Annotated in this window: 25 protein-coding genes and 1 riboswitch; of the genes, 13 read left to right on the plus strand and 12 right to left on the minus strand. The window is 70.2% G+C overall.

All coding sequences use genetic code 11. The features are described from left to right. Positions 1 to 91 precede the first annotated feature (91 nt). The 4 genes from JDV09_RS13125 (at position 92) to JDV09_RS13140 (ending at position 3,708) form a co-directional block, all read left to right on the plus strand. The gene (locus tag JDV09_RS13125; RefSeq protein ID WP_221369570.1) at positions 92 to 613 is read left to right on the plus strand and encodes an Lrp/AsnC family transcriptional regulator; all 522 of its coding nucleotides are present in this window, start codon (positions 92 to 94) and stop codon (positions 611 to 613) included. Next, on the plus strand, positions 610 to 2,019 hold the full coding sequence (locus JDV09_RS13130) for an aspartate aminotransferase family protein (RefSeq protein ID WP_221369571.1): 1,410 nt from the start codon (positions 610 to 612) through the stop codon (positions 2,017 to 2,019). Before JDV09_RS13125 ends, JDV09_RS13130 begins: the two co-directional genes overlap by 4 nt. A gap of 205 nt (positions 2,020 to 2,224) precedes the next feature. Then, positions 2,225 to 3,235: an SMP-30/gluconolactonase/LRE family protein gene (locus tag JDV09_RS13135; RefSeq protein ID WP_221369572.1), complete on the plus strand. Its 1,011-nt coding sequence runs from the start codon at positions 2,225 to 2,227 to the stop codon at positions 3,233 to 3,235. A gap of 167 nt (positions 3,236 to 3,402) precedes the next feature. Next, the gene (locus JDV09_RS13140; protein ID WP_221369573.1) at positions 3,403 to 3,708 is read left to right on the plus strand and encodes a hypothetical protein; all 306 of its coding nucleotides are present in this window, start codon (positions 3,403 to 3,405) and stop codon (positions 3,706 to 3,708) included. Positions 3,709 to 3,990: 282 nt separating this feature from the next. Here the strand turns inward: JDV09_RS13140 and JDV09_RS13145 are convergent, their stop codons facing one another. Further along, a complete protein-coding gene (locus tag JDV09_RS13145) occupies positions 3,991 to 4,149 on the minus strand; it encodes a hypothetical protein (protein ID WP_221369574.1) in 159 nt (52 codons plus the stop codon). Positions 4,150 to 4,382: 233 nt separating this feature from the next. Here JDV09_RS13145 and JDV09_RS13150 point away from each other — a divergent pair, with 233 nt between their 5' ends. Beyond that, positions 4,383 to 5,600: a D-alanyl-D-alanine carboxypeptidase family protein gene (locus JDV09_RS13150; RefSeq protein ID WP_221369575.1), complete on the plus strand. Its 1,218-nt coding sequence runs from the start codon at positions 4,383 to 4,385 to the stop codon at positions 5,598 to 5,600. A gap of 6 nt (positions 5,601 to 5,606) precedes the next feature. Here JDV09_RS13150 and yhjD read toward each other — a convergent pair whose 3' ends face one another. From yhjD to JDV09_RS13165, 3 genes are all read right to left on the minus strand, one after another. Then, a complete protein-coding gene (gene yhjD / locus JDV09_RS13155) occupies positions 5,607 to 6,647 on the minus strand; it encodes an inner membrane protein YhjD (RefSeq protein WP_221369576.1) in 1,041 nt (346 codons plus the stop codon). A gap of 17 nt (positions 6,648 to 6,664) precedes the next feature. Continuing rightward, positions 6,665 to 7,693 (minus strand): tryptophan--tRNA ligase, encoded by a 1,029-nt coding sequence (gene trpS, locus JDV09_RS13160; RefSeq protein WP_221369577.1) that lies wholly within the window; start codon positions 7,691 to 7,693, stop codon positions 6,665 to 6,667. 72 nt (positions 7,694 to 7,765) lie between these two features. Continuing rightward, positions 7,766 to 8,566 (minus strand): exodeoxyribonuclease III, encoded by an 801-nt coding sequence (locus JDV09_RS13165; protein ID WP_221369578.1) that lies wholly within the window; start codon positions 8,564 to 8,566, stop codon positions 7,766 to 7,768. Positions 8,567 to 8,653: 87 nt separating this feature from the next. On the opposite strand from JDV09_RS13165, the gene ephH reads away from it, so the two are divergent. The 4 genes from ephH to JDV09_RS13185 all read left to right on the plus strand — a co-directional run bounded on the left by ephH (position 8,654) and on the right by JDV09_RS13185 (position 13,124). Then, positions 8,654 to 9,484, plus strand: a complete 831-nt coding sequence (gene ephH / locus JDV09_RS13170; protein WP_221369579.1) for an epoxide hydrolase EphH — start codon at positions 8,654 to 8,656, stop codon at positions 9,482 to 9,484. A 172-nt stretch (positions 9,485 to 9,656) separates the two neighbouring features. Then, positions 9,657 to 9,775, plus strand: a riboswitch (SAM riboswitch). Positions 9,776 to 9,902: 127 nt separating this feature from the next. Continuing rightward, positions 9,903 to 11,255, plus strand: a complete 1,353-nt coding sequence (locus tag JDV09_RS13175) for a bifunctional o-acetylhomoserine/o-acetylserine sulfhydrylase (RefSeq protein WP_221369580.1) — start codon at positions 9,903 to 9,905, stop codon at positions 11,253 to 11,255. Positions 11,256 to 11,265: 10 nt separating this feature from the next. Then, complete coding sequence (metX, locus tag JDV09_RS13180) at positions 11,266 to 12,396, plus strand: homoserine O-acetyltransferase MetX (protein ID WP_221369581.1); 1,131 nt, start codon at positions 11,266 to 11,268, stop codon at positions 12,394 to 12,396. After that, complete coding sequence (locus tag JDV09_RS13185) at positions 12,393 to 13,124, plus strand: class I SAM-dependent methyltransferase (RefSeq protein WP_221369582.1); 732 nt, start codon at positions 12,393 to 12,395, stop codon at positions 13,122 to 13,124. Before metX ends, JDV09_RS13185 begins: the two co-directional genes overlap by 4 nt. Positions 13,125 to 13,213: 89 nt before the next feature. On the opposite strand, the gene JDV09_RS13190 is transcribed toward JDV09_RS13185, so the two are convergent. Together JDV09_RS13190 and JDV09_RS13195 are read right to left on the minus strand one after the other, a co-directional pair. Beyond that, positions 13,214 to 13,504 carry a DUF3017 domain-containing protein gene (locus JDV09_RS13190; RefSeq protein ID WP_221369583.1) on the minus strand — a complete coding sequence of 97 codons (291 nt, stop codon included), beginning with the start codon at positions 13,502 to 13,504 and terminating at the stop codon, positions 13,214 to 13,216. Then, positions 13,501 to 14,358, minus strand: coding sequence for a bifunctional methylenetetrahydrofolate dehydrogenase/methenyltetrahydrofolate cyclohydrolase (locus JDV09_RS13195; protein WP_221369584.1), 858 nt, complete (start codon positions 14,356 to 14,358; stop codon positions 13,501 to 13,503). The genes JDV09_RS13190 and JDV09_RS13195 overlap by 4 nt, the downstream gene beginning before the upstream one ends. 38 nt (positions 14,359 to 14,396) lie before the next feature. On the opposite strand from JDV09_RS13195, the gene JDV09_RS13200 reads away from it, so the two are divergent. Further along, positions 14,397 to 15,608 carry an NADH:flavin oxidoreductase gene (locus JDV09_RS13200; RefSeq protein WP_221369585.1) on the plus strand — a complete coding sequence of 404 codons (1,212 nt, stop codon included), beginning with the start codon at positions 14,397 to 14,399 and terminating at the stop codon, positions 15,606 to 15,608. On the opposite strand, the gene JDV09_RS13205 is transcribed toward JDV09_RS13200, so the two are convergent. Continuing rightward, positions 15,592 to 16,155: a TetR/AcrR family transcriptional regulator gene (locus JDV09_RS13205; RefSeq protein ID WP_221369586.1), complete on the minus strand. Its 564-nt coding sequence runs from the start codon at positions 16,153 to 16,155 to the stop codon at positions 15,592 to 15,594. The two genes, JDV09_RS13200 and JDV09_RS13205, sit on opposite strands and share 17 nt — an antisense overlap. A gap of 304 nt (positions 16,156 to 16,459) precedes the next feature. Between JDV09_RS13205 and JDV09_RS13210 the strand changes: the two genes are divergently transcribed. Continuing rightward, positions 16,460 to 19,099: an FHA domain-containing protein gene (locus JDV09_RS13210; RefSeq protein ID WP_221369587.1), complete on the plus strand. Its 2,640-nt coding sequence runs from the start codon at positions 16,460 to 16,462 to the stop codon at positions 19,097 to 19,099. A 15-nt stretch (positions 19,100 to 19,114) separates the two neighbouring features. After that, on the plus strand, positions 19,115 to 19,690 hold the full coding sequence (locus JDV09_RS13215; RefSeq protein WP_221369588.1) for a TetR-like C-terminal domain-containing protein: 576 nt from the start codon (positions 19,115 to 19,117) through the stop codon (positions 19,688 to 19,690). Here the strand turns inward: JDV09_RS13215 and JDV09_RS13220 are convergent. The 5 genes from JDV09_RS13220 to JDV09_RS13240 are packed head-to-tail and all read right to left on the minus strand — an operon-like array spanning position 19,687 to position 24,113. Further along, complete coding sequence (locus tag JDV09_RS13220; protein ID WP_221369589.1) at positions 19,687 to 20,253, minus strand: pentapeptide repeat-containing protein; 567 nt, start codon at positions 20,251 to 20,253, stop codon at positions 19,687 to 19,689. The genes JDV09_RS13215 and JDV09_RS13220 overlap by 4 nt on opposite strands. 4 nt (positions 20,254 to 20,257) lie before the next feature. Beyond that, a complete protein-coding gene (locus JDV09_RS13225) occupies positions 20,258 to 20,839 on the minus strand; it encodes a GTP-binding protein (RefSeq protein ID WP_221369590.1) in 582 nt (193 codons plus the stop codon). Next, a complete protein-coding gene (locus JDV09_RS13230; protein ID WP_221369591.1) occupies positions 20,820 to 21,191 on the minus strand; it encodes a DUF742 domain-containing protein in 372 nt (123 codons plus the stop codon). Before JDV09_RS13230 ends, JDV09_RS13225 begins: the two co-directional genes overlap by 20 nt. 7 nt (positions 21,192 to 21,198) lie before the next feature. After that, positions 21,199 to 21,597: a serine protease inhibitor gene (locus tag JDV09_RS13235; RefSeq protein WP_221369592.1), complete on the minus strand. Its 399-nt coding sequence runs from the start codon at positions 21,595 to 21,597 to the stop codon at positions 21,199 to 21,201. Continuing rightward, positions 21,594 to 24,113, minus strand: a complete 2,520-nt coding sequence (locus JDV09_RS13240; RefSeq protein WP_221369593.1) for a HAMP domain-containing sensor histidine kinase — start codon at positions 24,111 to 24,113, stop codon at positions 21,594 to 21,596. Before JDV09_RS13240 ends, JDV09_RS13235 begins: the two co-directional genes overlap by 4 nt. 713 nt (positions 24,114 to 24,826) lie before the next feature. Here JDV09_RS13240 and JDV09_RS13245 point away from each other — a divergent pair. Then, positions 24,827 to 25,291, plus strand: a complete 465-nt coding sequence (locus tag JDV09_RS13245) for a tRNA (cytidine(34)-2'-O)-methyltransferase (protein WP_221369594.1) — start codon at positions 24,827 to 24,829, stop codon at positions 25,289 to 25,291. The last annotated feature ends 8 nt before the right edge of the window (positions 25,292 to 25,299 follow it).

Genomic DNA, 25,299 nt, shown 5'->3' on the forward strand with positions numbered 1-25,299 from the left:
GCTACGCATTCCGGCAGCCCCGACAACCCGCTACGCGCGATTTCATGGTCGTGGTTGCCTGCCGCGACGGATTCCGTGCACAATCACAAGCATGGCTAACCCGGGGGCTCCGCATTCGGTCGGCCCCGCCTCGTTCCGAGTCAACCAGTCCCGGCCGGGCGCCGCGTTCCAGCTCGATGACCTGTCCAAGGCCATCATCGAGAAGCTGCAACAGGACGGCCGGCGCTCCTACGCGGGCATCGGCAAGTCGGTCGGGCTGTCCGAGGCCGCGGTGCGCCAGCGTGTCCAGCGCATGGTCGATGCCGGGGTCATGCAGATCGTCGCGGTCACCGATCCGATGCAGCTCGGGTTCGCCCGGCAGGCGATGATCGGCATCCGCTGCACGGGGGACACCACCAAGATCGCCGAGAAGCTCGCCGCGATCGATTCCGTCGACTACGTGGTCCTGACCGCCGGCTCCTTCGACGCCATCGTCGAGGTGGTCTGCGAGGACGACGACGGACTGCTCGAACTGCTCAACACCCAGATCCGCGCGCTACCGGGAGTGATAGCCACCGAAACCCTGGTTTACCTGAGACTTGTCAAGCAGCAATACAATTGGGGAACACGATGACAACCACCGATACCGTGCAAGAGATTTCCGCCGAACTGGGCACCAAGGCCAACCGCCACCTGTGGGGGCACTTCGCCCGCCACGGCGCGGGCATCACGCCGCCGATCATCACCCGCGGCGAGGGGGTGACCATCTGGGACGACAAGGGCAAGAGCTATATCGACGGGCTCTCAGGCCTTTTCGTCGTGCAAGCCGGCCACGGCCGACAGGAACTCGCCGAGGCCGCGGCCAAGCAGGCGGAGAAGCTTGCGTTCTTCCCGCTCTGGTCCTACGCCACCCCGACGGCGATCGAGCTCGCGGAACGGCTGGCGAACTATGCCCCGGGCGATCTGAACCGGGTGTTCTTCACCACCGGCGGCGGCGAAGCGGTCGAATCGGCCTGGAAGCTGGCCAAACACTATTTCAAGCTCACCGGCAAACCCGGTAAGTACAAGGCGATCTCGCGTTCCATCGCCTATCACGGCACCCCGCACGGCGCGTTGGCGATCACCGGCCTGCCGACGTTCAAGGCGCCGTACGAGCCGATCACGCCGGGCGGGTTCCGGGTGCCCAACACCAACTTCTACCGTGCCCCGGCGCCATATGACAAGGACGAGAAGGCATTCGGCCAGTGGGCGGCCGACCGGATCGCCGAGGCGATCGAGTTCGAAGGCCCCGACTCGGTGGCCGCGGTGTTCCTGGAACCCGTGCAGAATGCCGGCGGGTGTTTCCCGCCGCCGCCCGGGTACTTCGAACGCGTGCGGGAGATCTGCGACGAGTACGACGTGCTGTTGGTCTCCGACGAGGTGATCTGTGCGTTCGGGCGGATCGGTTCGATGTTCGCCTGCGACGACTTCGGCTACGTGCCCGACATCATCACCTGCGCCAAGGGCATGACCTCGGGGTACTCGCCGATCGGCGCGATGATCGCCAGCGATCGCCTCTTCGAGCCGTTCAACGACGGCAAGACCACGTTCACCCACGGCTACACGTTCGGCGGACACCCCGTCTCCGCCGCGGTGGCGCTGGCCAACCTCGACATCTTCGAGCGCGAGGGCCTCAACGACCGCGTGAAGCAGAACGCCCCGGCCTTCCGCGCCACGCTGGAGAAACTGCTCGACCTGCCGATCGTCGGCGATGTCCGTGGCGAGGGCTACTTCTACGGCATCGAGCTGGTCAGGGACAAGGCCACCAAGCAGGTGCTCGACGACGAACTCAGCGAATGGCTGTTGCGCAGCTTCCTGTCGACGGAGCTGTTCGAGTCCGGCCTGTACTGCCGGGCCGACGATCGCGGCGACTCGGTGATCCAGCTCGCGCCGCCGCTGATCAGCGGCCAAGCCGAGTTCGACCAGATCGAGCAGATCCTGCGCAGCGTGCTGAGCCGGGCGTGGGACCAGCTGCAGACCCGCGGCGACGCCTGGCACTGAGCGGGGCCACGACCACCCGCAGGCCCACGCTCGTCGCGCGGCGCTGGCTGGGCGGCTCTTGGCTGGGCGGCTCCGGCTGGGCACCTTCGACCCCATGCGGTGCCCAGGCTCCGCCCGGATGTAGCTCTTGCGCCGAACTGGCATTCCGGCAGCGGATTTGCGAGTGTGGGCCTGCCGGAATGCCATTTCGGCGAGACTCGGGGGCGTGTTTTCACGCGCATCGAGACCACCCGTCGACCCGGTGAGGTGGCAGGCGCCGCCGATCGAGCCGCTTCCGCAGTTCCCGGCGCCGGTGCCCACGCTCGTCCGCATCCCCGGCGGTGAGCCGGAAGACATCGTCGTCGACGCCGACGGGCAGCTGTGGACCGGCGCGCTGGACGGCGGCATCGTGCGGTTGGCGCGTGACGGCGGCACGACGGTCGTCGCGAACACCGGTGGTCGCCCGCTGGGCCTGTCCTTCGCGGCCGACGGCCGACTGCTGGTGTGCGACAGCCCGCGGGGTCTGCTCGCGGTGGACACCGGCACCGGCCGGATCGAGACGCTGGTCGACCGCATCGGCGGGCGTCCGCTGCAGTTCTGCTCCAACGTCACGCAGACGGCCGACGGCGCCGTGTACTTCACCGAGTCCACCAGCGCGTTCACCGTGGCCCATTACCTCGGCGCGATCCTGGAGGCCCGCGGCCGCGGCGCGCTGCACCGCCTCGGCCCGGACGGCGCGGTGACCACGCTGTTCGACGGCCTGTACTTCGCCAACGGGTTGACCCCCACCACGGACGGCTCGGCGCTGGTGTTCGCCGAGACCCAGGGCAGGCGGCTGTCGAAGTACTGGTTGACCGGGCCTCGGGCCGGGTCGGTGACGCCGCTCGTCGAGAACCTGCCGGCCATGCCGGACAACCTGTCGACGGGTGCCGACGGGCGGATCTGGTGTGCGATGGTGACGCCGGCCAACCCGCTCGCCGACCGACTGGCCGCCGGGCCGCCGGTGTTGCGGAAGGTGGTGTGGGGGCTGCCGGATTCGCTCAAACCCAAGCCGGAGTCGGTGGTGTGGGCCGTCGCGTTCGACCCGGACACCGGGGACGCCGTGGCTGGGCTGCGCACCACCCATCCGTCGTTCGACATGGTGACCGGCCTGGTCGAGGCGGACGGCCGGCTCTGGATGGGCAGCATCGGCGGCCCATACCTGGGCAGCGTCGACCTCGCCGACACCCGCCTGTAGCGCGCCAGCCGTCTGGTTTCTGCCAGCGGTCGTTCAATTTCTGCCAACGGAAATGATGCCGGTGAGCTGCGGGTTTTACCGATCAGATCGGACAAGATCAGCACACGAAGTCGAAACCGCGCGATTCGCTCCACGGCTCCGACCTGACACAGGGAAGAGCAACCACCATGAAGAACATCACCTTCACCATCACCGCCGTAGCCGCCGCTCTGGGCGCCGCCGTACTGGGGCTGGCCGCCCCGGCCGCCGCCGCCCCCAGCGCCGGAGGCAACGCCGACGCGACCATCAGCCAGCTCGAGGACCAGGGCAACCGGGTCATCGTCAACCGGCTCTCCGACACCCCGCTGTCGCAGGCCACCGTGGTGGGCATCCAGCCCGGCGCCGACCTGCGCGGCCAGGTCTGGAGTTCCGATGACGACTCCATCCGGCAGAACGTCATCACCGGCAAGGTCTACTACGTCGACGTCAAGTAACGAAGCGAGAAGTACATCGGGACACAGATGTCCGATAGCGCGCACCGCCGCGCACCAGGGGCGCCCCGCAAGGGGCGCCCCTTCGTCATGCACCCAACGTGAACTCAGCGCGAAGAATCCGCTCGAAATTCGCAGTGACCGCACGCTCGGAGACAAGTAGTGACCGCGCCAGACCGGCGGCAAGCAAAGCAGTGACCGCACGCTCGGCGACAAGTAGTGCACGCACAACGGGGCGCCCCACCAGGGACGCCCCTTTGTCGCGTAGGCCTTTGTCGCGTAGGTCTAGACGCTGTGCAGGTGGGGTGCGTCGGACTCCAGCCTGGACTGAAACGACGGGTGCCTGCGCATGGCCGCCTCGAGCTCGCACGCGCGCCGCTGGGCCGCCCGCCAGGCGGGATGGGATTCCAGACAGACAACATTGGCGGCGGTATTCGTCGTCACCTTCATCGCCCTCCGCTCAACTCGAGATATCTTCAGCCTGCTCGGCGCACCTAGCGATTGCGTCAGAGTCACCCGTGAACTTCATGAGAAATGCCCCGCCGAGCGGGGCAGTAAACACCCCGGGAACAGAGCCGCGAGGACCTACCCACGTCAGTCACATTTGAAACACTGACCACACCAGTCACCGCGTGGCTCCCTGATCCGAACGGCCGGATCGCCTAATCTTCGCCTCGATGGGGACCTTACGGAACAACTGTGCTCGGGTGTCTGCGCTGCTCACGGCGCTGATGCTGGGCCTGGCGCCGGTGGCGGCGGCCGAGCCGGACGCCGCGGTGGACGCCAACACGTGTCCGTACCGGGTGACGACCCCGCCGGCGGTCGACTCCTCGGAGGTCCCGGAGGTCGGCGATCCACCCGCCCCGCTGCCGGTGCCCGCCAAGCCGTTGGGCGGCGACGCGCTGTCGGGGTGCGGCATCATCACCGCCCCCGGAACCCCGCCGGTCCCCGGCGACGTCTCCGCGGAGGCCTGGCTGGTCGCCGACCTCGACACCGGCGACATCATCGCCGCGCGCGATCCGCACGGCAGGCACCGCCCGGCCAGCATCATCAAGGTGCTGGTCGCCATGCAGTCGATCAGGGACCTGCCGCTGCACAAAGTCGTCCCCGGCACCGCCGACGACGCCGCCTCCGAGGGCAGCAAGGTCGGTGTCGGCGAGGGCGGCTTCTACTCCATCAACGACCTGCTGCACGGGCTGCTCATGGAGTCCGGCAACGACGCGGCACACGCGCTGGCCATGCAGCTCGGCGGCATGGACGCCGCGCTGGGCAAGATCAACGTGCTGGCCAACAAGCTGGGCGGGCGCGACACCCGGGCGGCCACCCCGTCCGGACTGGACGGTCCCGGCATGAGCACCTCCGCCTATGACCTCGGGCTGTTCTACCGCTATGCGTGGCAGAACCCCGTCTTCGCCGACATCGTCTCCACACAGTCGTTCCCCTTCCCCGGCCGGGGCGACTCCGGGTATCCGGTGGAGAACGACAACAAGCTGCTCTACAACTACCCCGGGGCCCTGGGCGGAAAGACCGGCTACACCGACGACGCCGGCCAGACGTTCGTCGGCGCCGCCGAACGCGACGGCCGCCGCCTGGTGGCGGTGCTGCTGAAGGGCACCCGCCAGCCGATCGCCCCCTGGGAGCAGGCGGCCCATCTGCTGGACTACGGCTTCGCCACCGCGCCCGGCACCAAGGTGGGCACGCTGATCGAACCGGACCCCTCGCTCGTCGCCCCCGAACCCGACGCCGCCGCAGCGGCAACCACCACGACCGCCAACGCGGTACTCCCCGACGTCGACGCGATGCCGGTGCGCGTCGGCGTCGGCGTGATCGGCGCGATCGTCGTGTTCGCCCTGATCATGGGTGCGCGGGCGATGAACCGCCGCCCCCAGCACTGACCCGGATCAGCGCCCACGCCGGCGCGAAAGCACCAGCGCCCCAAGGGCTCCCACCGTGACGGCCACCAAGGCCTGCGCCGGCCCGAGTCCGGGCCGGGTGATGATCCGGTTTCTGATGACGGCCGGTCCCGGCGCCGGGAGGATTTCCTCGCCCATGTTCTCCGGCGTCGTCGCCGCCCACGCGGTGGCGAACAGCACCAGTCGCGACGTGATGTAGGCGAACACCATCAGGCCCAGCACCGGGCCGAACGTCGCACCCGCGGGTCCGCTGACCACCCGCTGCAGGTAGATCGACCCGACCGTCTTGAAGATCTCGAAGCCGACCGCCGCGATCACCGCCGCCTGCATGCTGCTGCGCAAGCTCACCGACTCGCGCGGCAGGCGCGCGATGATGTAGGTGAACAGCAGCCACGAGACCAGCAGCGAGACCACGATCGAGGCGACCTGGAGCAGATGCGTCAGCCCGCTGGTATCGCCGAATCCCAACCAGTGCAGCACGCCCTCCATCACCGACGTGTTGCCCAGTGCCGTCAGCGCGACGGTGACGACCATCACGACAAACACCGACAGCAACGCCAGCAGATCCGACAGCTTGGTCTTGAGGAAGCCCGGCTTCTCGTCGCGGTACCTGCCCCACATCTGGCTGAGCGCCTCGCGCAGATTGTTCATCCAGCCCAGACCGGCCCAGGCCGCGGTCGCCAGGCCGATGATGCCGACCGAGGTGCGCGACTGGATCGCCGAATCCATCAACTCGATGACCTGCTTGCCGAGATCACCGCTGATGGTCTCGCTGATGCGGCGATGGATCTCGTCGAGCAGCTCAGGCTGGCTGGCCAGTACGAAGCCGCCGATGGCGAACCCGACCATCAGCAGCGGAAACAGCGCGAAGATCGTGAAGTAGGTGATCCCGGCCGCGTAGAAGTCGCCCTTGCAGGTGTTGTACCGCTGCTGGGCACGGATCACGTGGTCCAGCCACGGCAGCCGGGCCCGCAACCGGGCCAGGATGCCCGGCTTGTCGTCGGAATCGCTCGCTGGTGGAGCGGTCATCCGATCCCCCGTGTCTGCTAAGTCGTTCCCGGCGACGGCGGTGCAAGAAACCCTAGCCGGTCGTATACCCGGCGCAACGTCAGTCCAGACACCTCACGTGCCCGCTGCGCCCCCTGAGCCAGCACGCTCTCCAATTCGGCCGGATCGTCGAGCAATTCGTCGACCCGGCTCTTGATGGGCGTGACGAACTCGACCACCGCCTCGGCGGTCTCCTTCTTCAGGTCGCCGTATCCACGTCCCGCGTAGCCCTCGACCAGCTTGTCGACGTCGGCGCCGGTGACCGCCGACTGGATGGTCAGCAGGTTGGACACCCCCGGCTTGGCGTCGGGATCGAAGCGGATCTCACGCTCGCTGTCGGTGACCGCGGAGCGGATCTTCTTCGCCGTCCGCGCCGGGTCGTCGAGCAGGCCGATCAGACCCGCGTCGGTGGCGGCGGACTTGCTCATCTTGGCGGTCGGGTCGGCCAGATCGTAGATCTTGGCGGTGGCCTTCGGGATCATCACATCGGGCACCACGAACGTGTCCGGGAACCGGGCGTTGAACCGCTGCGCGACGTCGCGGGCCAACTCCAGGTGCTGGCGCTGATCCTCGCCGACGGGCACCAGGTCGGTGTCGTAGAGCAACACGTCGGCGGCCTGCAGCACCGGGTAGGTGAACAACCCGACGGTGGTGGAATCGCTGCCCTGCTTCTGCGACTTGTCCTTGAACTGCGTCATTCGCGAGGCCTGGCCGAAACCGGTGAAACAGCCCAGCACCCAAGCTAATTCGGCGTGAGTGGGCACATGGCTCTGGACGAAGACGGTGGCTCGCGCGGGATCGACGCCCAGCGCCAGGTATTGCGCGGCCGTCACCAGTGTGCGCCGGTGCAGCACCGCCGGATCCTGCGGGATCGTGATGGCATGCAGGTCCACGACGCAGAAGTAGGCGTCGTTGTCGTCCTGCAGGGCGACCCACTGGCTGACCGCCCCGAGGGCGTTGCCCAGATGCAGGGAGTCCGAGGTCGGTTGCACACCGGAGAAGACGACCGGCTTGGCTGTGTTGCTCATGGTGGGGCTCATTCTCCCATGCGGTGATTTCGGTGTAGTCCGTCACGGCAGGCGTGACGGACTACACCGAAATCACTGGTAGTGGACGGTCACTGGGGCGTGGTCGGACCAGCGCAGCGCGTAGGCGGCGGGTCGCTCGGTGCGCGCGGCGCCGACCCGGGCCGCCAGGCCGGGCGAGGCCAGCTGGTAGTCGATGCGCCAGCCGGCATCGTTGTCGAACGCCTTGCCGCGCCACGACCACCAGGCGTACGGGCCCGCGACACCGGGATGGACCTGCCGCACCACGTCCACCCAGCCGGTGTCCAGCAGATCGGTGAGCCACTGGCGTTCCTGCGGCAGAAATCCCGCCCTCTTGACGTTGCCCCGCCAGTTCTTGATGTCGTTCTCGGTGTGGGCGATGTTCCAGTCGCCGCACAGCACCGCCTCAAGGGGCCCGGTCAGCAGCACCGCCATCCGGTCGGCGACGGCCGCCATGAAGCGTTCCTTCTCCAGCTGCCGGTCGGTCTCGGCCTCACCGGTCGGGAAGTACACGCTGGCCACCGTCACCCCCGCGGTGTCTACCTCGAGGTAACGGCCGTGCGTGGCGAACTCCGCTGCCCCGCAACCGATCCGGATGTCGTCGAACTCGGTGCGCGACAGCACCGCCACGCCGTTGCGGCCCTTGACGTGCGGGGTCGCGGACGCCAGGTGCCAGCCGTCGGCCAGCGCGGGCGCCAGCGCGTCGGCCAGCTGCTCGTCGTCGGCACGAGTCTCCTGCAGGCACACCACGTCGGCGTCGGTCTCCTTCAGCCAGGGAAGCAGGCCGAGGTTCTCCGTCGAACGCTGTTTGACCGCGGCGCGGATGCCGTTGACGTTGATGGTGCTGACGATCACGGTCCACGACTTTAGCGGGGATGTGCGCGATACCGGCGGTACCGCATTGGTTTGCGATACCGCCGGTACCACCTTAGTGTCGGGTTCATGGCACCACGAGAGCCGATACACCTCGGATCGGGCGAGCCGATCCTGCTGTTGCATCCGTTCCTGTGCTCCCAGAACGTCTGGACCGGGGTGGCCGCCCGGCTTGCCGGCGCCGGCCGCTTCGAGGTGTTCGCCCCGACCATGCTGGGTCACCACGGCGGGCACCGGTCACCGTCCTGGCTGCTGCACACCCAGATGCTGGTCGACGACGTCGAACGCCGGCTCGACGAGCTGGGCTGGCAGACCGCCCACATCGTCGGCAACTCGCTGGGCGGCTGGGTCGCCTTCGAGCTGGAGCGGCGCGGCCGGGCCCGCACGCTGACCGCGATCGCCCCGGCGGGCGGCTGGTCGCAGCACTCGCCGGCCAAGTACGAGACCGTGCTGAAGTTCGTGCTGGGCGGGCCGGCACTGATCGCCGCGCGCCTGCTCGGCCCGCGCATCCTGGACCTGCCGTTCGCCCGCCGGCTGGCCACGCTGCCGGTCAGCGGCCCCGCCGACGGACCGGACGACGCCGACCTGCGGGTGCTGGTCGAGGACGCCACCCACTGCCACGCCTACCTGCAACTGCTGGTCAAGACGTTGCGCCTGCCCGGCCTGCTGGAGCTGGCCGGCCTCGGTGCCCCCACCCAGCTGGTGGTGTGCGAGAAGGACAGGGTGTTCCCCGCCCCGCGCGGGCACCGCTATTTCCTGCACCACATGCCCGACACCGCGCAGGTGGTGGAGCTCGACGGCGTCGGCCACATCCCGATGCTGGAGGCGCCCGACGTGATCACCGACCTGATCGCCCGGTTCGTCGACGAGCATTCCTCGCCGCATCGCGCGATCGGCTGAGCCGGAACCCGGGCGGGCTCGAGCCCGGGAATCCGCACCGAATGTGAAGTCATCTTCACGCCCGGACGCGAGCGTGAAGGTAGCTTCACACCCGCGCGCCGGGAGCTGCTGTTCGGGCCGGTCAGGACGACCCACTGGCACCGTGGCAACCCCGTGCGCTAGGCTTCGACTCGGTCATGAGTGCCAGCGTCAAGCCCCGGCTTGCTGGCCGGCAACCCTCCAACCGCGGTGGGGTGCCCCGGGTGATGACCAGGTTGAGTAGCCACACCGGCTACGCGGCAAGCGCGGGTCCGCCGTGAAACGGGCCCCTGAGTAGACGGGGAAACCTGATGGCGAGGTCACCGATGCGCTGTTGTTGTCAGTAGCGCACCGCGATCCCCTCACTGTTCAGACCCCGCTTTTCCCGGAGGAAACACCGATGAGCGAAACCGAACCCGCCGACCCCACCAGCGGCTGGGCGTTCGAGACCAAGCAGGTCCACGCCGGGCAGACGCCCGACATCGCCACCAATGCGCGGGCCCTGCCGATCTACCAGACCACCAGCTATACGTTCAACAGCACCGAACACGCGGCCGCGCTGTTCGGGCTGGCCGAACCGGGCAACATCTACACCCGCATCATGAACCCGACGACCGACGTCGTCGAGCAGCGCATCGCCGCGCTCGAGGGCGGCGTCGCCGCGCTGTTCCTGGCCTCGGGCCAGGCCGCCGAGCACCTCGCGATCCTCAACCTGGCCAACACCGGGGACCACATCGTGTCCTCCCCGCGGCTCTACGGCGGCACCTACAACCTGTTCCACTACACGCTGCCCAAGATCGGCATCGAGGTCAGCTTCGTGGCCGACCCCGACGACCTGGAATCGTGGCGGGCCGCCGCGCGCCCGAACACCAAGGCGTTCTTCGGCGAGACCATCTCCAACCCGCAGAACGACATCCTCGACATCCCCGGTGTGGCCACCGTCGCCCATGACGTCGGGGTCCCGCTGATCGTGGACAACACCGTCGCCACGCCGTGGCTGGTCCAGCCGCTGAGCCACGGCGCCGACATCGTCGTGCACTCGGCGACCAAGTACCTCGGCGGGCACGGGTCGGCGATCGCCGGGGTGATCGTCGACGGCGGCACCTTCGACTGGACCAACGGCCGGTTCCCGGGCTTCACCACCCCCGATCCCAGCTACCACGGCGTGGTGTTCGCCGAGCTGGGCGCCCCGGCGTTCGCGCTCAAGGCCCGGGTGCAGCTGCTGCGCGACCTCGGCGCGGCGGCCTCCCCGTTCAACGCGTTCCTGATCGCGCAGGGCCTGGAGACGCTGAGCCTGCGCATGGAGCGCCACGTGGCCAACGCCGGGCAGGTGGCCGAGTACCTGGCCGGACATCCCGACGTGGTCTCGGTCAACTACGCGGGGCTGCCCACCTCGCCGTGGTACGAGCTGGGAAAGAAGCTGGCGCCCAAGGGAACCGGCGCGGTGCTGGCCTTCGAGCTGGCCGGCGGCATCGAGGCCGGCAAGGCGTTCGTCAACGCGCTGACACTGCACAGCCACGTGGCCAACATCGGCGACGTGCGCTCACTGGTGATCCATCCGGCGTCGACGACGCATCAGCAGCTGTCCGCCGAGGAGCAGCTGTCCACCGGCGTCACCCCCGGCCTGGTCCGGCTCGCGGTCGGCATCGAGGGCATCGGCGACATCATCGCCGACCTCGACCGGGGCTTCACCGCGGCCAAACCCTTCAGTACCGCCGAGCGCACCGACCCGCGGACCGTGGTGTCGTTCTGAGGATTGTGACGTGACAATTGTGGACGTGGTGGCCGACGATCGCTTGACGCTGCCGCCCGAGGGCGAGATCGGCGTCATCGACATCGGCCGGCTCGAACTCGAGAACGGCGCCGTCATCGACGACGTCTCGATCGCGGTGCAGCGCTGGGGAGAGCTGTCGCCGAACCGGGACAACGTCGTGTTCGTGGCACACGCGCTCACCGGCGACTCGCACATCACCGGCCCCGCCGGACCCGACCACCCGACCCCCGGTTGGTGGGACGGCGTGGCCGGGCCCGGGGCGCCGATCGACACCGGCCGCTGGTGCGCGATCGCGACGAACGTGCTCGGCGGCTGCCGCGGCTCCACCGGCCCCAGTTCGCCGGCGCCGGACGGCAAGGCGTGGGGTTCACGCTTCCCCGCGGTGTCGATCCGTGACCAGGTGACCGCCGACGTCGCGGTGCTCGACCGGCTCGGCATCACCGAGATCGCCGCGGTCATCGGCGGGTCGATGGGTGGGGCCAGGGCCCTGGAGTGGATGCTGATGCACCCGCTCAACGTGCGCGCCGCGCTGGTGCTCGCGGTCGGCGCCCGGGCCACCGCCGACCAGATCGGTACCCAGAGCAGCCAGGTGGCGGCCATCCAATGCGACCCGAACTGGCGCGGCGGCGACTACTACCACACCGGGCGCGCCCCGGACCTGGGTATGGAGATCGCCCGGCGGTTCGCGCACCTGACCTACCGCGGCGAGAACGAGCTCGACGACCGGTTCGCCAACGACGCCCAGACCGGCGAGGACCCGGCGATCGGCGGCCGCTACGCGATTCAGAGCTACCTGGAGCATCAGGGCCGTAAGCTGCTGGCCCGCTTCGACGCCGGCACCTACGTCTCGCTCACCGACTCGTTGTCCAGCCACGACGTCGGCCGCGGCCGCGGCGGTGTCGAGGCCGCGCTGCGCGCCTGCCCGGTGCCCGCGATCGTCGGCGGCATCACCTCCGACCGGCTCTACCCGCTGCGACTGCAGGCCGAGCTGGCCGAGCTGCTGCCCGGCTGCGACGGCCTGGACGTGGTGGACTCCCAGTACGGCCACGACGGCTTCCTGCTGGAGACCGACGCCGTCGGCAAGCTGATCCGCCGGACGCTGGACCTCGCCTCCCGGTGACCGGCACCCCCGAACAGCGGTCGCGGTCGTTCGGAGCCGAGGCCGCGGCCTACGAGCGCGGGCGCCCGTCGTATCCGCCGGAGGCGATCGACTGGCTGCTGCCCGACGGCGTGCTCGACGTCCTGGACCTCGGCGCCGGCACCGGCAAGCTGACCACCCGGCTGGTGGAGCGCGGCCTGGACGTCGTCGCCGTCGACCCGATCCCGGAGATGCTCGAGTTGCTCAGCGGCTCGCTGCCCGACACCCCGGCGCTGCTGGGCACCGCCGAGGAGATCCCGCTGCCCGACGACAGCGTGGACGCGGTGCTGGTGGCCCAGGCCTGGCACTGGTTCGACCCGGTGCGCGCCGTCGAGGAGGTGGCCCGGGTGCTGCGGCCCGGCGGCCGGCTCGGGCTGGTGTGGAACAACCGCGACGAACGGCTCGGGTGGGTCAAGGACCTGGGCCGCATCATCGGCCACGAGGTCGACCCGTTCAGCCAGACGGTCGACCTGCCGTCGCCGTTCGCCGACCCCGAACACCACCGGGTGGAGTGGACCAGCTACCTGACCCCGCAGGCGCTGATCGACCTGGTGGCCTCGCGCAGCTACTGCATCACCTCCCCGGAGCGGGTGCGCACCCGCACGCTGGAGCAGGTGCGCGACCTGTTGGCGACCCACCCGGCGTTGGCCAACTCCTCGGGGCTGGCGCTGCCCTACGTGACGGTCTGCATCCGCGCCACGTTGGGTTAGCCGCGCGCGAGCGTGCTCCCGCGGTCGCGCCGAGCGTGCTCCCGCGGTCGCGCCGAGCGCGGGTGCGCGACAAGTCGCGGGCAGTGTGGCTAGCTGGTCCCGAGCGGGTCGATGGTCCAGGCGATGTAGAGCATCGCGGCGCTCACCGACGCCGTCGTGAGCACGTCGATCGTGCGGGTGCGCACCGCCAGCAGCCCGACCCGCTCCTCGGGCAGCGACAGCCGCAGGGCCGAGGCGGCCCCGACACCGATGGCCATGATCAGCGCGCCGCGCCGCCAGTAGCCCAGCGCCACCAGCCCGAACGCGGCGACCAGGAACAGGCCCACCAGCAGAATCGGCCACTGGCGCACCATCTTGCGGGTGAACTCCCTGACGGTCACGAGGCCGCGGCGGCCTCGACGCGCTCGACGACGTTGGTCAGCAGAAACGCCCTGGTCAACGGTCCGACACCACCCGGGTTCGGGGACACGTGTCCGGCCACGTCCCACACGTCGGGCGCCACGTCGCCGACCAGCTTGCCGGCGTCGTCGCGGCTGACCCCCACATCGACCACGGCGGCGCCCTCACGCACCATCTCCGCGGTCACCATGTGCGGCACGCCGGCGGCGGCGACGACGATGTCGGCCTGCCTGGTGAGCTGGGGCAGATCCCGGGTGCCGGTGTGGCACAGCGTGACGGTCGCGTTCTCCGAGCGGCGGGTCAGCAGCAGCCCCAGCGGGCGGCCCACGGTGACCCCGCGGCCGATCACCACGACGTGCGCGCCGGCGATCTCGACCTGATACCGGCGCAGCAGGTGCACGATGCCGCGCGGCGTGCACGGCAGCGGGGCGGGCTCGTTGAGCACCAACCGGCCCAGGTTCATCGGGTGCAGGCCGTCGGCGTCCTTGCCCGGGTCGACGCGCTCCAGCGCGGCGTTCTCGTCGAGGTGCCGCGGCAGCGGCAACTGCACGATGTAGCCGGTGCACTCCGGGTTGGCGTTGAGCTCGTCGAGCACCTCGTCGAGCGCGGCCCGGCTGATGTCGGCGGGCAGATCACGGCGGATCGACTTGATGCCGACCTTCGCGCAGTCGGCGTGCTTGCCGCGCACGTAGGCCTGCGACCCGGGGTCGTCGCCGACCAGCACGGTACCCAGTCCGGGCGTCCGGCCCGCCGCCGCCAGTGCCGCGACCCGCGCGGTCAGGTCGACGAAGATCTCGTCGCGCGTTGCCTTGCCGTCCAAAGTGATCGCACCCACGGCAGCCATTCTGACAGGAGGCGTGGCAAGCTCCAGACATGACAGTCCCACATGATGTGTTCACTGCAGCGAAGCTGGGCCCGGTCACGCTGCGCAACCGCATCATCAAGGCCGCCACCTTCGAGGCGTCCACGCCCGAGGCGCTGGTCACCGACGACCTGATCACCTACCACCGGCTGCCCGCGGCGGGCGGGGTCGGCATGACGACGGTCGCCTACCTGGCGGTTTCCCCCGGCGGCCGCACCGAGGGCAAGCAGATCTACTGGCGGCCCGCGGCGATCCCGGGCCTGCGGCGGCTCACCGACGCTATCCACGCCGAGGGCGCGGCGATCAGCGCGCAGATCGGCCACGCCGGCCCGGTGGCCAACGCCCGGTCCAACAAGGCGACCGCGCTGGCCCCGGTCCGGTTCTTCAACCCGTTGGCGATGCGCTTCGCCCGCAGGGCCACCCGCGACGACATCGACGACGTGATCGAGGCGCACGCCGCGGCGGCCCGCTTCGCCATCGACGCCGGGTTCGACGCCGTCGAGGTCCATCTGGGCCACAACTATTTCGCCAGCGCGTTCCTCTCACCGCTGATCAACCGCCGCACCGACGAGTTCGGCGGGTCGCTGGAGAACCGGGCGAAGGTGGCCCGCGGCATGGTGCGGGCGGTGCGCCGTGCCGTCGAGAAGGCCGCCGGGAAGGCCGGCAACCCGATCGCGGTGACCGCCAAGCTGAACATGGCCGACGGGGTGCGCGGCGGTATCTCCACCGAGGAGGCGCTGCAGACCGCGAAGTGGCTCGAGGAGGACGGCGGCCTGGACGCCATCGAGCTCACCGCGGGAAGCTCGCTGGTCAACCCGATGTACCTGTTCCGCGGCACGGCACCGATCAAGGAGTTCGCCGGGGCCTTCAAGCCGCCGCTGCGCTGGGGCATCCGGATGACCGGCAAGAAGTTCCTCCGCGAGTACCCGTACCGCGAGGCCTACCTGCTGCGCGACGCCAAACTGTTCCGTGCCGAGTTGTCGCTGCCGCTGATCCTGCTCGGCGGCATCACCAACCGCGAGACCATGGACCTGGCGATGGCCGAGGGCTTCGACTTCGTCGCGATGGGTCGCGCGCTGCTCGCCGAGCCCGACCTGGTCAACCGGATCCAGGCCGACGGGGCGACCCGTTCGCTGTGCACGCACTGCAACGAGTGCATGGCCACCATCTACAGCCATACCCACTGTGTCGTCACGGGGTCACCGGTCAGCTCGCCGGGATGAGCGCCCGGGCGCAGTCGACGACGATGGCGTCGGCGCCGGCCGGAATCGCCTGACCTGCCCGCAGATGCCGCCGGACGACCGCGTATGGCACGTCGAGCAATGCGGCGCTGCGCCGGCCGGCGTCGTCGGGGATCCCGGCGAGCGCCGTTCTCAGCCTGCGCTGCAGGCTTTTCCGCCGGCGGCTGATCGGCTCGGGCCAGTCAGCGAGGTCCAGCGCGTCCGGCCCGGCGAGCAGCACCTGCGCCGCCACCGGGTTCTCCCGGCACCACGTCACGACGTGCAGCGCGCCGGCGACGCACCGCTGCTGGGGCTCCTCGGCGCTGGCCAGCGCCTCCACCAGCCCCTGCTGGAACTGCTCCTCGGTGCGCACCCAGAGTTCGCCGCACAACGCCGACCGCGTCGGGAACCGGTGGTAGACCGAGCCACTCGGCGCACCGGTGGCACGCGCGACCGCGGACATCGTGACCGCGGCGGGCCCGTCGGCGGCCAGTAGGTCGGCAGCGGCGTCGAGCAACACATCGACGGTGTATCGGGCGGGCCGCGGCATTGCTCCACCCTAAAGTAGCGAACACCCTCTAATATCCCGTCAGGCCCCGCGCGACAGCATGATTGCCGTCACACGGCGCTATTCGACTTCCTCGCAGCCGATCTCGCCGCCTGGGGTGCGGGCGGGGTGCGCGACGCGCCCGCGGCACCCCGGCGGAGCCCCGCGCGGCCGACCGGGCGCCCGACGGGTGCCTATCGTGCGGGGACGGTCCCGCGGGGCCGAGCGGTCCCGGCGGCGGGTCGGTGGGCGCGCGGACGCCGTGGCACGGCCTCCGCCCGGACCGGTACCGATAGCATGGCTCGCGATGAGCCGACCTGCACCCCCTACGCTCACCGTTCGCCATGACGGTTCCGCGCGCTCCTTCGCGCCGGGCAACGACGTCGTCGTCGGCCGCGACCTGCGCGCCGACGTGCGCATCGCCCACCCGCTGATCTCGCGTGCCCACCTGGTGCTGCGTTTCGATCAGGGCCGATGGATCGCCATCGACAACGGCAGCCTCAACGGCATGTTCATCAACGGTCACCGGGTGCCGGCCGCCGACCTGGCCGACGGGATGCAGATCCACCTCGGCAATCCGGACGGGCCGCTGCTGGCCTTCGAGGTCGGCCGCCACCAGGGCGCTGCGGGCCGCCCCCCGTCGACCACGTCGATCCCGGTGACCCAGCGGCCCAGCACCACCTGGCCCAACCAGCCACCGCCACCGGTGAGCCAGCCGCCATTCCCCCCACAGCCCTACCAGACCGGACCGCGCCCGCATGCCGGCGCACCCGGCGCCCCACCGCCACCGGCACCACCCCCACCACCGGCACCGGCCCCACCACCACCGCCGGCACCGGCCCCGCCGCCGCCGTCCAGGCCGATCTCCGCCCACCAGCCCATCTCCTCCCCCGCGATGGAGTCGGTGACGGTGATGGGCCCGGCCGCCGCACCGCGGTCCGGCGACGGAAACCTGGCCACGAGCATGCTCAAGATCCTGCGGCCGGGCCGGCCGCAGGAGGCCCCCGCGGGTTCGATCCGGATCGGCCGCGCGGGCGACAACGACATCGTCATTCCCGACGTGCTGGCCTCGCGTCACCACGCCACGCTGATCCCGGCCACCGACGGCACCGCCGAGATCCGCGACAACCGCAGCATCAACGGCACCTTCGTCAACGGCGCCCGGGTGGACACCGCCGTGCTCGGCGAGGGCGACACCGTCACGATCGGCAACGTAGACCTGGTCTTCCGCGGCGGCACCCTGGTCCGGCGCACCGAGACCGCCGCGGCCACCGCCACCGGCGGCCTGGACGTGCACAGCGTCACCTGGACCATCGAGAACAACAAGACGCTGCTGGACAACATCTCGATCGCGGCGCGCCCCGGCACGCTGACCGCCGTGATCGGCCCGTCCGGTGCGGGCAAGTCGACGTTCGCGCGCCTGGTGGCCGGCTACACCCACCCGACCACCGGCACCGTCAGCTTCGAGGGCCACAACGTCCACGCCGAGTACGCCTCGCTGCGGTCCCGGATCGGGATGGTCCCGCAGGACGATGTGGTGCACGGTCAGCTGACCGTGAACCAGGCGCTGATGTATGCCGCGGAGCTGCGGCTGCCCCCGGACACCACGAAGGAGGACCGGGCCCAGGTCGTGGCCCAGGTCCTCGAAGAGCTCGAGATGACCCAGCACGCGGACACCCGGGTGGACAAGCTGTCCGGCGGCCAGCGCAAGCGCGCCTCGGTGGCGCTGGAGCTGCTGACCGGGCCGTCGCTGCTGATCCTCGACGAACCCACCTCCGGCCTGGATCCCGCGCTGGACCGGCAGGTGATGACGATGCTGCGCCAGCTCGCCGACGCCGGCCGCGTGGTGCTCGTCGTCACCCACTCGCTGACCTACCTGGACGTCTGCGACGAGGTGCTGCTGCTGGCTCCCGGCGGCAAGACCGCGTTCTACGGGCCGCCCGGCCAGATCGGGCCGTCGATGGGCACCACCAACTGGGCCGACATCTTCAGCCACGTGGCCGGGGATCCGGAGGCCGCTCAACAGCGCTACCTGGCCCAGCACGGTCCGCCGCCCCCCGCGCCGGCCACACTCTCGCCGTCCGACCTCGGCACACCGACCCGGACCAGCCTGCGCCGCCAGCTGTCGACGATCGCGCGGCGCCAGATCCGGTTGGTGGTGTCCGACCGCGGCTACTTCGGCTTCCTGATGATGCTGCCGTTCATCATGGGCGTGCTGTCCCTGTCGGTACCCGGCGATGTGGGCTTCGGTGTGCCGGTGCCGGCCACCCAGGGTGGCGCCGCCCCGAACGAACCCGGCCAGATCCTGGTGATGCTCAACGTCGGCGCCATCTTCATGGGGACCGCGCTGACCATCCGCGCGCTGATCGGTGAACGTGCCATCTTCCGGCGCGAGCAGGCGGTGGGCCTGTCCACGACGGCCTATCTGATGGCCAAGGTGTTCGTCTTCACCGCGTTCGCGATCATCCAGTCGTTGATCGTGACCACGATCGCGATCCTGGGAAAGGGCTGGGGTCCGGGCGCGGTCGACCGCGGCGCGGTGATCGGCAACCGCAGCGTGGAGTTGTTCGTCGACATCGCGGTGACGTGCGTGGCCGCGGCCATGGTCGGCCTGGCGCTCTCGGCGCTGGCCCGGTCCAACGAGCAGATCATGCCGCTGCTGGTGGTGGCGATCATGAGCCAGCTGGTGTTCTCCGGCGGCATGATCCCGGTGACCGACCGCATCGTGCTCGACCAGCTGTCCTGGGCGACGCCGGCGCGGTGGGGCTTCGCGGCGTCGGCATCGACGGTCGATCTGATCAGGCTGGCGCCCGGCCCGTTGACGCCCGATGACCGGCACTGGGAGCACACCTCCGCGGCCTGGCTGTTCGACATGGCGATGCTGGCCCTGATCAGCGTGGTGTACGTCAGCTTCGTGCGGTGGCGGATCAGGCTCAAGGCCGCCTGAGGTCAGGAGGACACCATGGCCTCGTCCGACACCGACGACGCCGACGGGGCGCAGCGCGCCGCGGCGCGGAAGGCCGCGCTGGACGAGTTGCTGCAGTGGGGCGTGGACCGGTTCAGCGTCGAGGGTGCCGCGCAGCGCTGCTCGGTGGGTGTGGACTTCTTCCGGCAGCAGTGGCCCAACGAGCGGGACCTGATCATCGAGGCGCTGCTCGAGTACAGCGAATCGACGATCACGGTGCCCGATACCGGCTCGCTGCTCGACGACCTGACCGTGCTGACACTGTCGGTGGCGGCCTTCCTCAACGACCCGATGGGACGGCGGCTGCTGCGCATGCTGGTGGTGGACAGCCGATCACAGGCCGTCGACGAGGAGACGCGGGCACGGTTCTGGGCCACCCGGCTGTCGACGCTCGAATCCATCTTCGACCATGCCGGCGAGCGTGGCGAGCTGCGTCCGAACGTCAAGGTGTTCATCGCCATCCAGATGCTGATGTCCCCGCTGCACACCTACGCCCTGTACACCGACGTAGAGATCGCGCCCGAATACTGCCGGGTGGTCGCCGAGATGGTGGCCCGGGCGATCGGTCGCTAGCCACCCCGGACGTCCAGGCCGTGCGCCGCGGCGAAAACCAGCGCCTGTTCGACGTCGACCTTGGCGCCGCGCAGCCGCGCCGTGGTCCACAACGTCGGGTCGGTGCGTGCCCCGCGCAGATCGGCGCCCTCCAATCGGGCGTCCTGGGTCCGCGCGCCGGTCAGGTCGGCCCGCGCCAGCACCGCCTCGCGAAGATCGGCGCCCACCAGTCCGGCCTCCCGCAGCCGGCAGTCGGACAGGTCGAGCCCGCGCAGGTCCGCCGCGCCCAGCACGGCCAGCGTGAAATCCACCTCGACCAGGGTCAGGGGCCGCATCCGGCACTCGACGAACGTCGAACCGAGGAAACTGCAATGACGAAATATGCTGTGCCACAGAGATGTTCGCCGAAACATGCAGTTACGGAAGGCCGAGCCGACGTGCTCGGACTCGGCGAGGTCCGCCCCGGAGAAGTCGCACTCGGTGAACACCACCCGCTCGGTGCGCAGCCGGCTCAGGTCCTCGTCGCGGTAGTCCCGGCCGACGAACTCCCGGTCGGACTCGCGATCGGACTCGCGGTCGTTCATCCGGTCAGCCGCCCACCGCCGACAGCCTGCTCAGTGCGTACTCGGCGATGGCGATCAGCGCGGTCTTGGCCGACTCGCGGCTGCGCGCGTCCACGGCGATCATCGGGACACGATCGGGCAGTGCGAGTGCCTTGCGCACCGCGGGCAGCGGATAGCGCGGCGCATCGTCGAACTCGTTGACCGCCACCAGGAAAGGCAGATCACGCGCCTCGAAGAAGTCGACGGCGGCGAAACTGTCGGCCAGCCGGCGCGGGTCGACCAGGATGATCGCACCGATCGCGCCGCGGACCAGGTCGTCCCACATGAACCAGAACCGCCGCTGACCGGGTGTGCCGAACAGGTACAGCACCAGGTCGTCGCCGAGGCTGATGCGGCCGAAGTCCATGGCCACGGTGGTGGTGGACTTCTGCGGGGTGGATTCCAGCCCGTCGACACCGGCCGAGGCGTTGGTCACCAGCGCCTCGGTGCGCAGCGGCACGATCTCCGACACCGCGCCGACGAAGGTCGTCTTGCCGGCGCCGAAGCCGCCCGAGATGACGATCTTGGTCGACGCCGCACGCCCGGAATCAGAGTGCTCTGAGGCCACGCAGCGTCCTTCCGATCAGTTCCCGTTGTTCGTCGGCCGTGGAGGCCTCGCCCAGGGTGGCGTGCACCCGCACATAACCCTGCACCACCAGGTCCCCCACCAACACCCGCGCCACGCCGAGCGGCAGTGAGAGATGCGCCGCGATCTCGGCGACGGACGGCCGGTCGGCGCACAGCGCCAGGATCTGGCCACGGACGTCGTTGTCCGGCCACCGCGGCGGGTGCGGCGACGGAACCGTCCCGACCGGCGCCTCCAGCGCAAGCGGCACCCCGGCATCGGTGCGACCGGAGGTCAGCGTGTAGGGCCGGACCAGGCTGGGCTCGGCGGCACTGCTGTCGGCGGGGTGGTCCATCCGCCGCTCACGAGTGCTGCGGGGTACGGCGCGTGGCCTGGACGACGGCTCCCACGCGTTCCACCAGGATCGCCATCTCGTAGCCGATCTGACCGATGTCGCAGTTGCGGGTGGCCAGGGTGGCGAGGTTGGACCCGTCGCCGATACGCATCAGCAGCAGGTAACCGTTCTCCATCTCCACCACCGACTGCAGCACGTATCCGCCCTCGAACAGTTGCGCCGCACCCGTGGCGAGGCTGGCCAGCCCGGAGGTGACCGCGGCGAGCTGATCGGCGCGCTCCCCTGGCATGTGCTCGCTGGCCGCCATCAGCAGACCATCGGCGGACACCAGGACCGCGTGGGACACCCCGGAAACCTCGCGAGCGAACCTGGACACCAGCCAGTCGAGCGAATCCCGCTCCGTCATTCGGCGTCGGCACCTCCGGTTTCGTGAGCCCTCGCCCGGGCGGCGTGCACGCCGCCGAAATGCCGGCCGATGCTGGACCGCACCGCTTCGGGATCCCGTGCCGGCATCCCATGGGCGCCGGGGCCGGGCTCGACGGCCGATGGTACGCGCCGCTCGCCACCGCCGGCCCCGGCTGCGAGGTCCTCCGCGTGCCCGGGCACCAGCCGCGCCCCCGGCTGGCGCACCGGCAGTCCCTCGGCGGTGTGATCGAGCACCGGCGCACTCTCGGCCGCCTCGGCGGCCGACCAGCCGTGATCCCACACCGACTGCCAGTCCAGGTCGGTGCTCCGGGACAACTCGTGGGGATCGACCAGCCATTCGGAGAGCATCTTCTGGTAGATCGCGTCGTCCGGGTCGGCGGAGTCTGCCCGGGCATGCCGGGCGTTGCCCGGCAATTCGGGACCCGCAACGGGCTCGGCCCTGGGGGCGAAGAATGCGGCGACGCCGGAACCCGCCGGCGATTCCGGAGATTCGACGGGCTGGGCCGGCTCACCCATACCGCTGGCGCCCGGCCGCCGCTGCGGGAGCAGCTCACCGACCGGCGACGGTGCCATTCGTCCGGCGGGCGGCGGGGTCGACGGCGGTGTGGCGGCGGGCGCCGGTACCGGCGCCGCGGCCTGCGGGCCCGCCCCGCCCGGGGTGCTGACGAGCAGACCCGCGGGCAGGTACACCCCGGCGGTGATTCCCGAGCCGGGTTGGTCGGCGACGGTGGCGCGCATCCGCACCACCAGCCCGTGCTGGGCGGCCAGCCGGCCCACCACGAACAACCCCATGTGCCGCGCGGTGTAGGCGTTGACCTCGCCGCCGGACTGCAGGCGGGTGTTGGCCACCCGCAGGTCGGACTCGGTCATGCCGAGACCGGTGTCGGCGACCTCGAGCACCAGGCCGCCGTTGCCGGTGTGCACCGCCGACACCCGCACCTCCGATGTCGGCGGCGAGAACTGCAGCGCGTTGTCCAACAACTCGGCCAGCAGGTGCACCACGTCGCCGGCGACCGCGCCGGCGACGGCGCTGCCGGGCAGGTCGACAGCAACGACGCGGGTGTAGTCCTCCACCTCGGAGGCCGCGGCGTTGACGAGCGCGCTCGACGGCACCGGCCCGGCCTGCTGGCGCGGGATGCGCGCGCCGGCCAGCACGAGCAGGTTCGAACCGTTGCGGCGCATCCGGGCGGCGAGGTGATCGAGACGGAACAGGCTCTCCAGCCGGTCGGGATCCTCTTCGTTGCGCTCCAGCCTGTCGATCAACGACAGCTGCTGGTCCACCAGCGACCGGTTGCGCCGTGACAACGTCTCGAACATGTCGGTGACCTGCAACTGCAGCTGCGCCTGTTCACCGGCGAGCAGCACGGCCCGCTCGTGCAGTTCGTCGACGGCGTGCGCGACCTGCCCGACCTCCTCGGAGGTGTACACCGGAACCGGCTGCACCGGGACGATCGTGCCGTCGGTACGGACATGCTCGACTTCGCGGGCCAGGTCCTCGTGGGCGACCTTGAGCGCGCTGTCACGCAGCGTGCGCAGCGGCCGGACCAGCGTGCGGGCGACCAGCGTGACGAGCAGCAGCGCGATGACGATCGCGGCGACGACGAGGGCTGCGTCGCGCAGCGCGGTGAAGCGGGCATCCCCGGCCTGCTGGTCGACGGTCGCCGGGATCGAGTGGGCGGTCCGGGCGATCACGTCGTCGGCGATCTCCCGGGTGATCTGCTGAGACGCCAGCAGGTCGGGGTTGCCGACCAGCACCGATGCCGGGTCGGACAGCACCGACAGGCGTTTGACCATCTGCGAGCGCAGCGTGGCGGCCGGATCGGTGGCGCCGCCGAGGAAAGCGCCGATCGCCGACACCGTCTGCGGTTCGGTGCCCGCGAGCGTGACCATCGACGAACGCAGCACCGGTTCGGGGAGTTCGCCGCCCCGATTGACGAGCATCTGCTGCATCGCCATCTGGCCGCGTGCGCCGACCGCACGCGACAGCGCTTCACCCTGTTCCCGGACGGCCTGATCGTCGGTGCCGACCAGGCCGGTGATCGCGGTCTCGGCGGTGATCAGCAACGGCGCATACGTCATCACCCGGCCGCGCAGGTCGATCGTGTCGGCCGTGATCTTGTCGATCAGGTCCTGCCCGTAGTCAAGCAAAGTATTGGTGGCCAGCCTGGTGCTGTCGTCCACATCGGTGTCGGCAAGCCGCTGTTCCAGCACCGATCGGCTGGACCCGAGCGCCGTCAACGCGCTCCGAGCGTCGCCGCCTTCGGTGGTGGTGACCATCGCGTCCTCGAGCGCGCCCATGTAATCGGCGACCGCCGGCACCATCTGGGCGCGCTCGGCAGCCTGCCGCAGATCCGCAGCCTCGGTGGCGCTGCTGTAAATCCGCAGCCCACCGAACACACAGGCCAGCACGAGCGGGACCGCGACGATCGCAAGGACTTTCAGGCGCACCGGCCAGTTGGACAGCGCCAGGCGCGCAGGCCGTTTGTTGTGCTTCATCGGCTGTTTCCCCGGTCGGCGCAGCGCGCACGGGCGGTTGATCGGGCGTCGTTCATTGAGCTTTCCTGCTGATGGCGCCTCCACTGCGGCGGGCATGCGTGCCTGGCAATTGGACGAGTATGCCAGTCCCATCACCCGGTTTCCACAGGTCACACCGAACGGTGTGGGCCCGCGAACCCGCCAACCGGCCGGCGTCGACAACGCCGGCAAACACTGTCGCGAAGGCGACCGGGGGCGGCGACCGGGGGCCGGAATCATGCTGGACACGGCATGGGAGCGGGTGCCGCACGTTGCGACGGCCGCGGTCGGCGTGGCGCGCATCATGGGGACGCGGCTGACCGCCGGCCGGGCCTGACGCACGACGGCAACTGGCCCGGGAGGCCCGCCGGCAACAGCGGCTGGAGAACGCCTACGTCGACCTGCTAGACGTCGCCGAGAGGGTCGGGCACTGGGCGCAGATGTCCCGGCCGGCGGCGACACCGAGGCGCGCGCGAAGTTTGCCGAGCTGCGGCCCCAGGAGCAGACCGCGCGCGAGGCGATGGGCGATCAGGTCGCCGTGGAGCTCGGGCACCGTTCGCGGGGCGCACCGGCCTGAATGGGCTGGCGGCAGGCCGCCCCGGCGGGTGCTGATCGTTGCCACGGCAGACTGGCACAGCGCACGGGATTCGGCAGAATGGGCTTTTCGTTCCCACATCCCATTTGAGGCGGATGCATTGTTTCGGGTGCTGTTTTACTCACCGCGGATAGCGCCGAACACCGGCAATGCGATCCGCATGGTCGCCGGCTCGGGGTGCGAGCTGCACCTGGTCGAGCCGCTCGGCTTCGACCTGTCCGAACCCAAGCTGCGTCGCGCCGGGCTGGACTATCACGACCTGGCGTCGGTGACGGTGCACCCGGACCTGGCCGCCGCCTGGGCGACGGTGCTGCCGGCACGGGTCTTCGCCTTCACCGCGCACGCCACAGCGTCGTTCGCCGACATCGCCTACCGGCCCGGCGATGTGCTGATGTTCGGCCCGGAACCCACCGGGTTGGACGAACGAACGCTGGCCGATCCGAACATCACCGCTCAGGTGCGCATCCCGATGCTCAGTGGACGGCGTTCGCTGAACCTGTCCAACGCCGCCGCCGTCGCGGTCTACGAGGCCTGGCGCCAGCAGGGCTTCTCCGGCGCGCAGTGAGCCGCCGT

The organism is Mycolicibacterium xanthum (assembly GCF_019710635.1).
Taxonomy (GTDB): Bacteria; Actinomycetota; Actinomycetes; order Mycobacteriales; family Mycobacteriaceae; genus Mycobacterium; species Mycobacterium xanthum.

What these genes read in the sequence shown, in the direction of transcription:
- JDV09_RS13215 (WP_221369588.1), top strand. Translation starts at nt 19,115, where the DNA reads ATGGCCTCGTCCGACACCGACGACGCCGACGGGGCGCAGCGCGCCGCG.
- JDV09_RS13130 (WP_221369571.1), top strand. Translation starts at nt 610, where the DNA reads ATGACAACCACCGATACCGTGCAAGAGATTTCCGCCGAACTGGGCACC.
- JDV09_RS13150 (WP_221369575.1), top strand. Translation starts at nt 4,383, where the DNA reads ATGGGGACCTTACGGAACAACTGTGCTCGGGTGTCTGCGCTGCTCACG.
- yhjD (WP_221369576.1), bottom strand. Translation starts at nt 6,647, where the DNA reads ATGACCGCTCCACCAGCGAGCGATTCCGACGACAAGCCGGGCATCCTG.
- JDV09_RS13200 (WP_221369585.1), top strand. Translation starts at nt 14,397, where the DNA reads ATGACAGTCCCACATGATGTGTTCACTGCAGCGAAGCTGGGCCCGGTC.
- JDV09_RS13175 (WP_221369580.1), top strand. Translation starts at nt 9,903, where the DNA reads ATGAGCGAAACCGAACCCGCCGACCCCACCAGCGGCTGGGCGTTCGAG.
- JDV09_RS13235 (WP_221369592.1), bottom strand. Translation starts at nt 21,597, where the DNA reads ATGACGGAGCGGGATTCGCTCGACTGGCTGGTGTCCAGGTTCGCTCGC.
- JDV09_RS13125 (WP_221369570.1), top strand. Translation starts at nt 92, where the DNA reads ATGGCTAACCCGGGGGCTCCGCATTCGGTCGGCCCCGCCTCGTTCCGA.
- JDV09_RS13220 (WP_221369589.1), bottom strand. Translation starts at nt 20,253, where the DNA reads ATGAACGACCGCGAGTCCGATCGCGAGTCCGACCGGGAGTTCGTCGGC.
- ephH (WP_221369579.1), top strand. Translation starts at nt 8,654, where the DNA reads ATGGCACCACGAGAGCCGATACACCTCGGATCGGGCGAGCCGATCCTG.
- trpS (WP_221369577.1), bottom strand. Translation starts at nt 7,693, where the DNA reads ATGAGCAACACAGCCAAGCCGGTCGTCTTCTCCGGTGTGCAACCGACC.
- JDV09_RS13210 (WP_221369587.1), top strand. Translation starts at nt 16,460, where the DNA reads ATGAGCCGACCTGCACCCCCTACGCTCACCGTTCGCCATGACGGTTCC.
- JDV09_RS13140 (WP_221369573.1), top strand. Translation starts at nt 3,403, where the DNA reads ATGAAGAACATCACCTTCACCATCACCGCCGTAGCCGCCGCTCTGGGC.
- JDV09_RS13205 (WP_221369586.1), bottom strand. Translation starts at nt 16,155, where the DNA reads ATGCCGCGGCCCGCCCGATACACCGTCGATGTGTTGCTCGACGCCGCT.
- JDV09_RS13240 (WP_221369593.1), bottom strand. Translation starts at nt 24,113, where the DNA reads ATGAAGCACAACAAACGGCCTGCGCGCCTGGCGCTGTCCAACTGGCCG.
- JDV09_RS13230 (WP_221369591.1), bottom strand. Translation starts at nt 21,191, where the DNA reads ATGGACCACCCCGCCGACAGCAGTGCCGCCGAGCCCAGCCTGGTCCGG.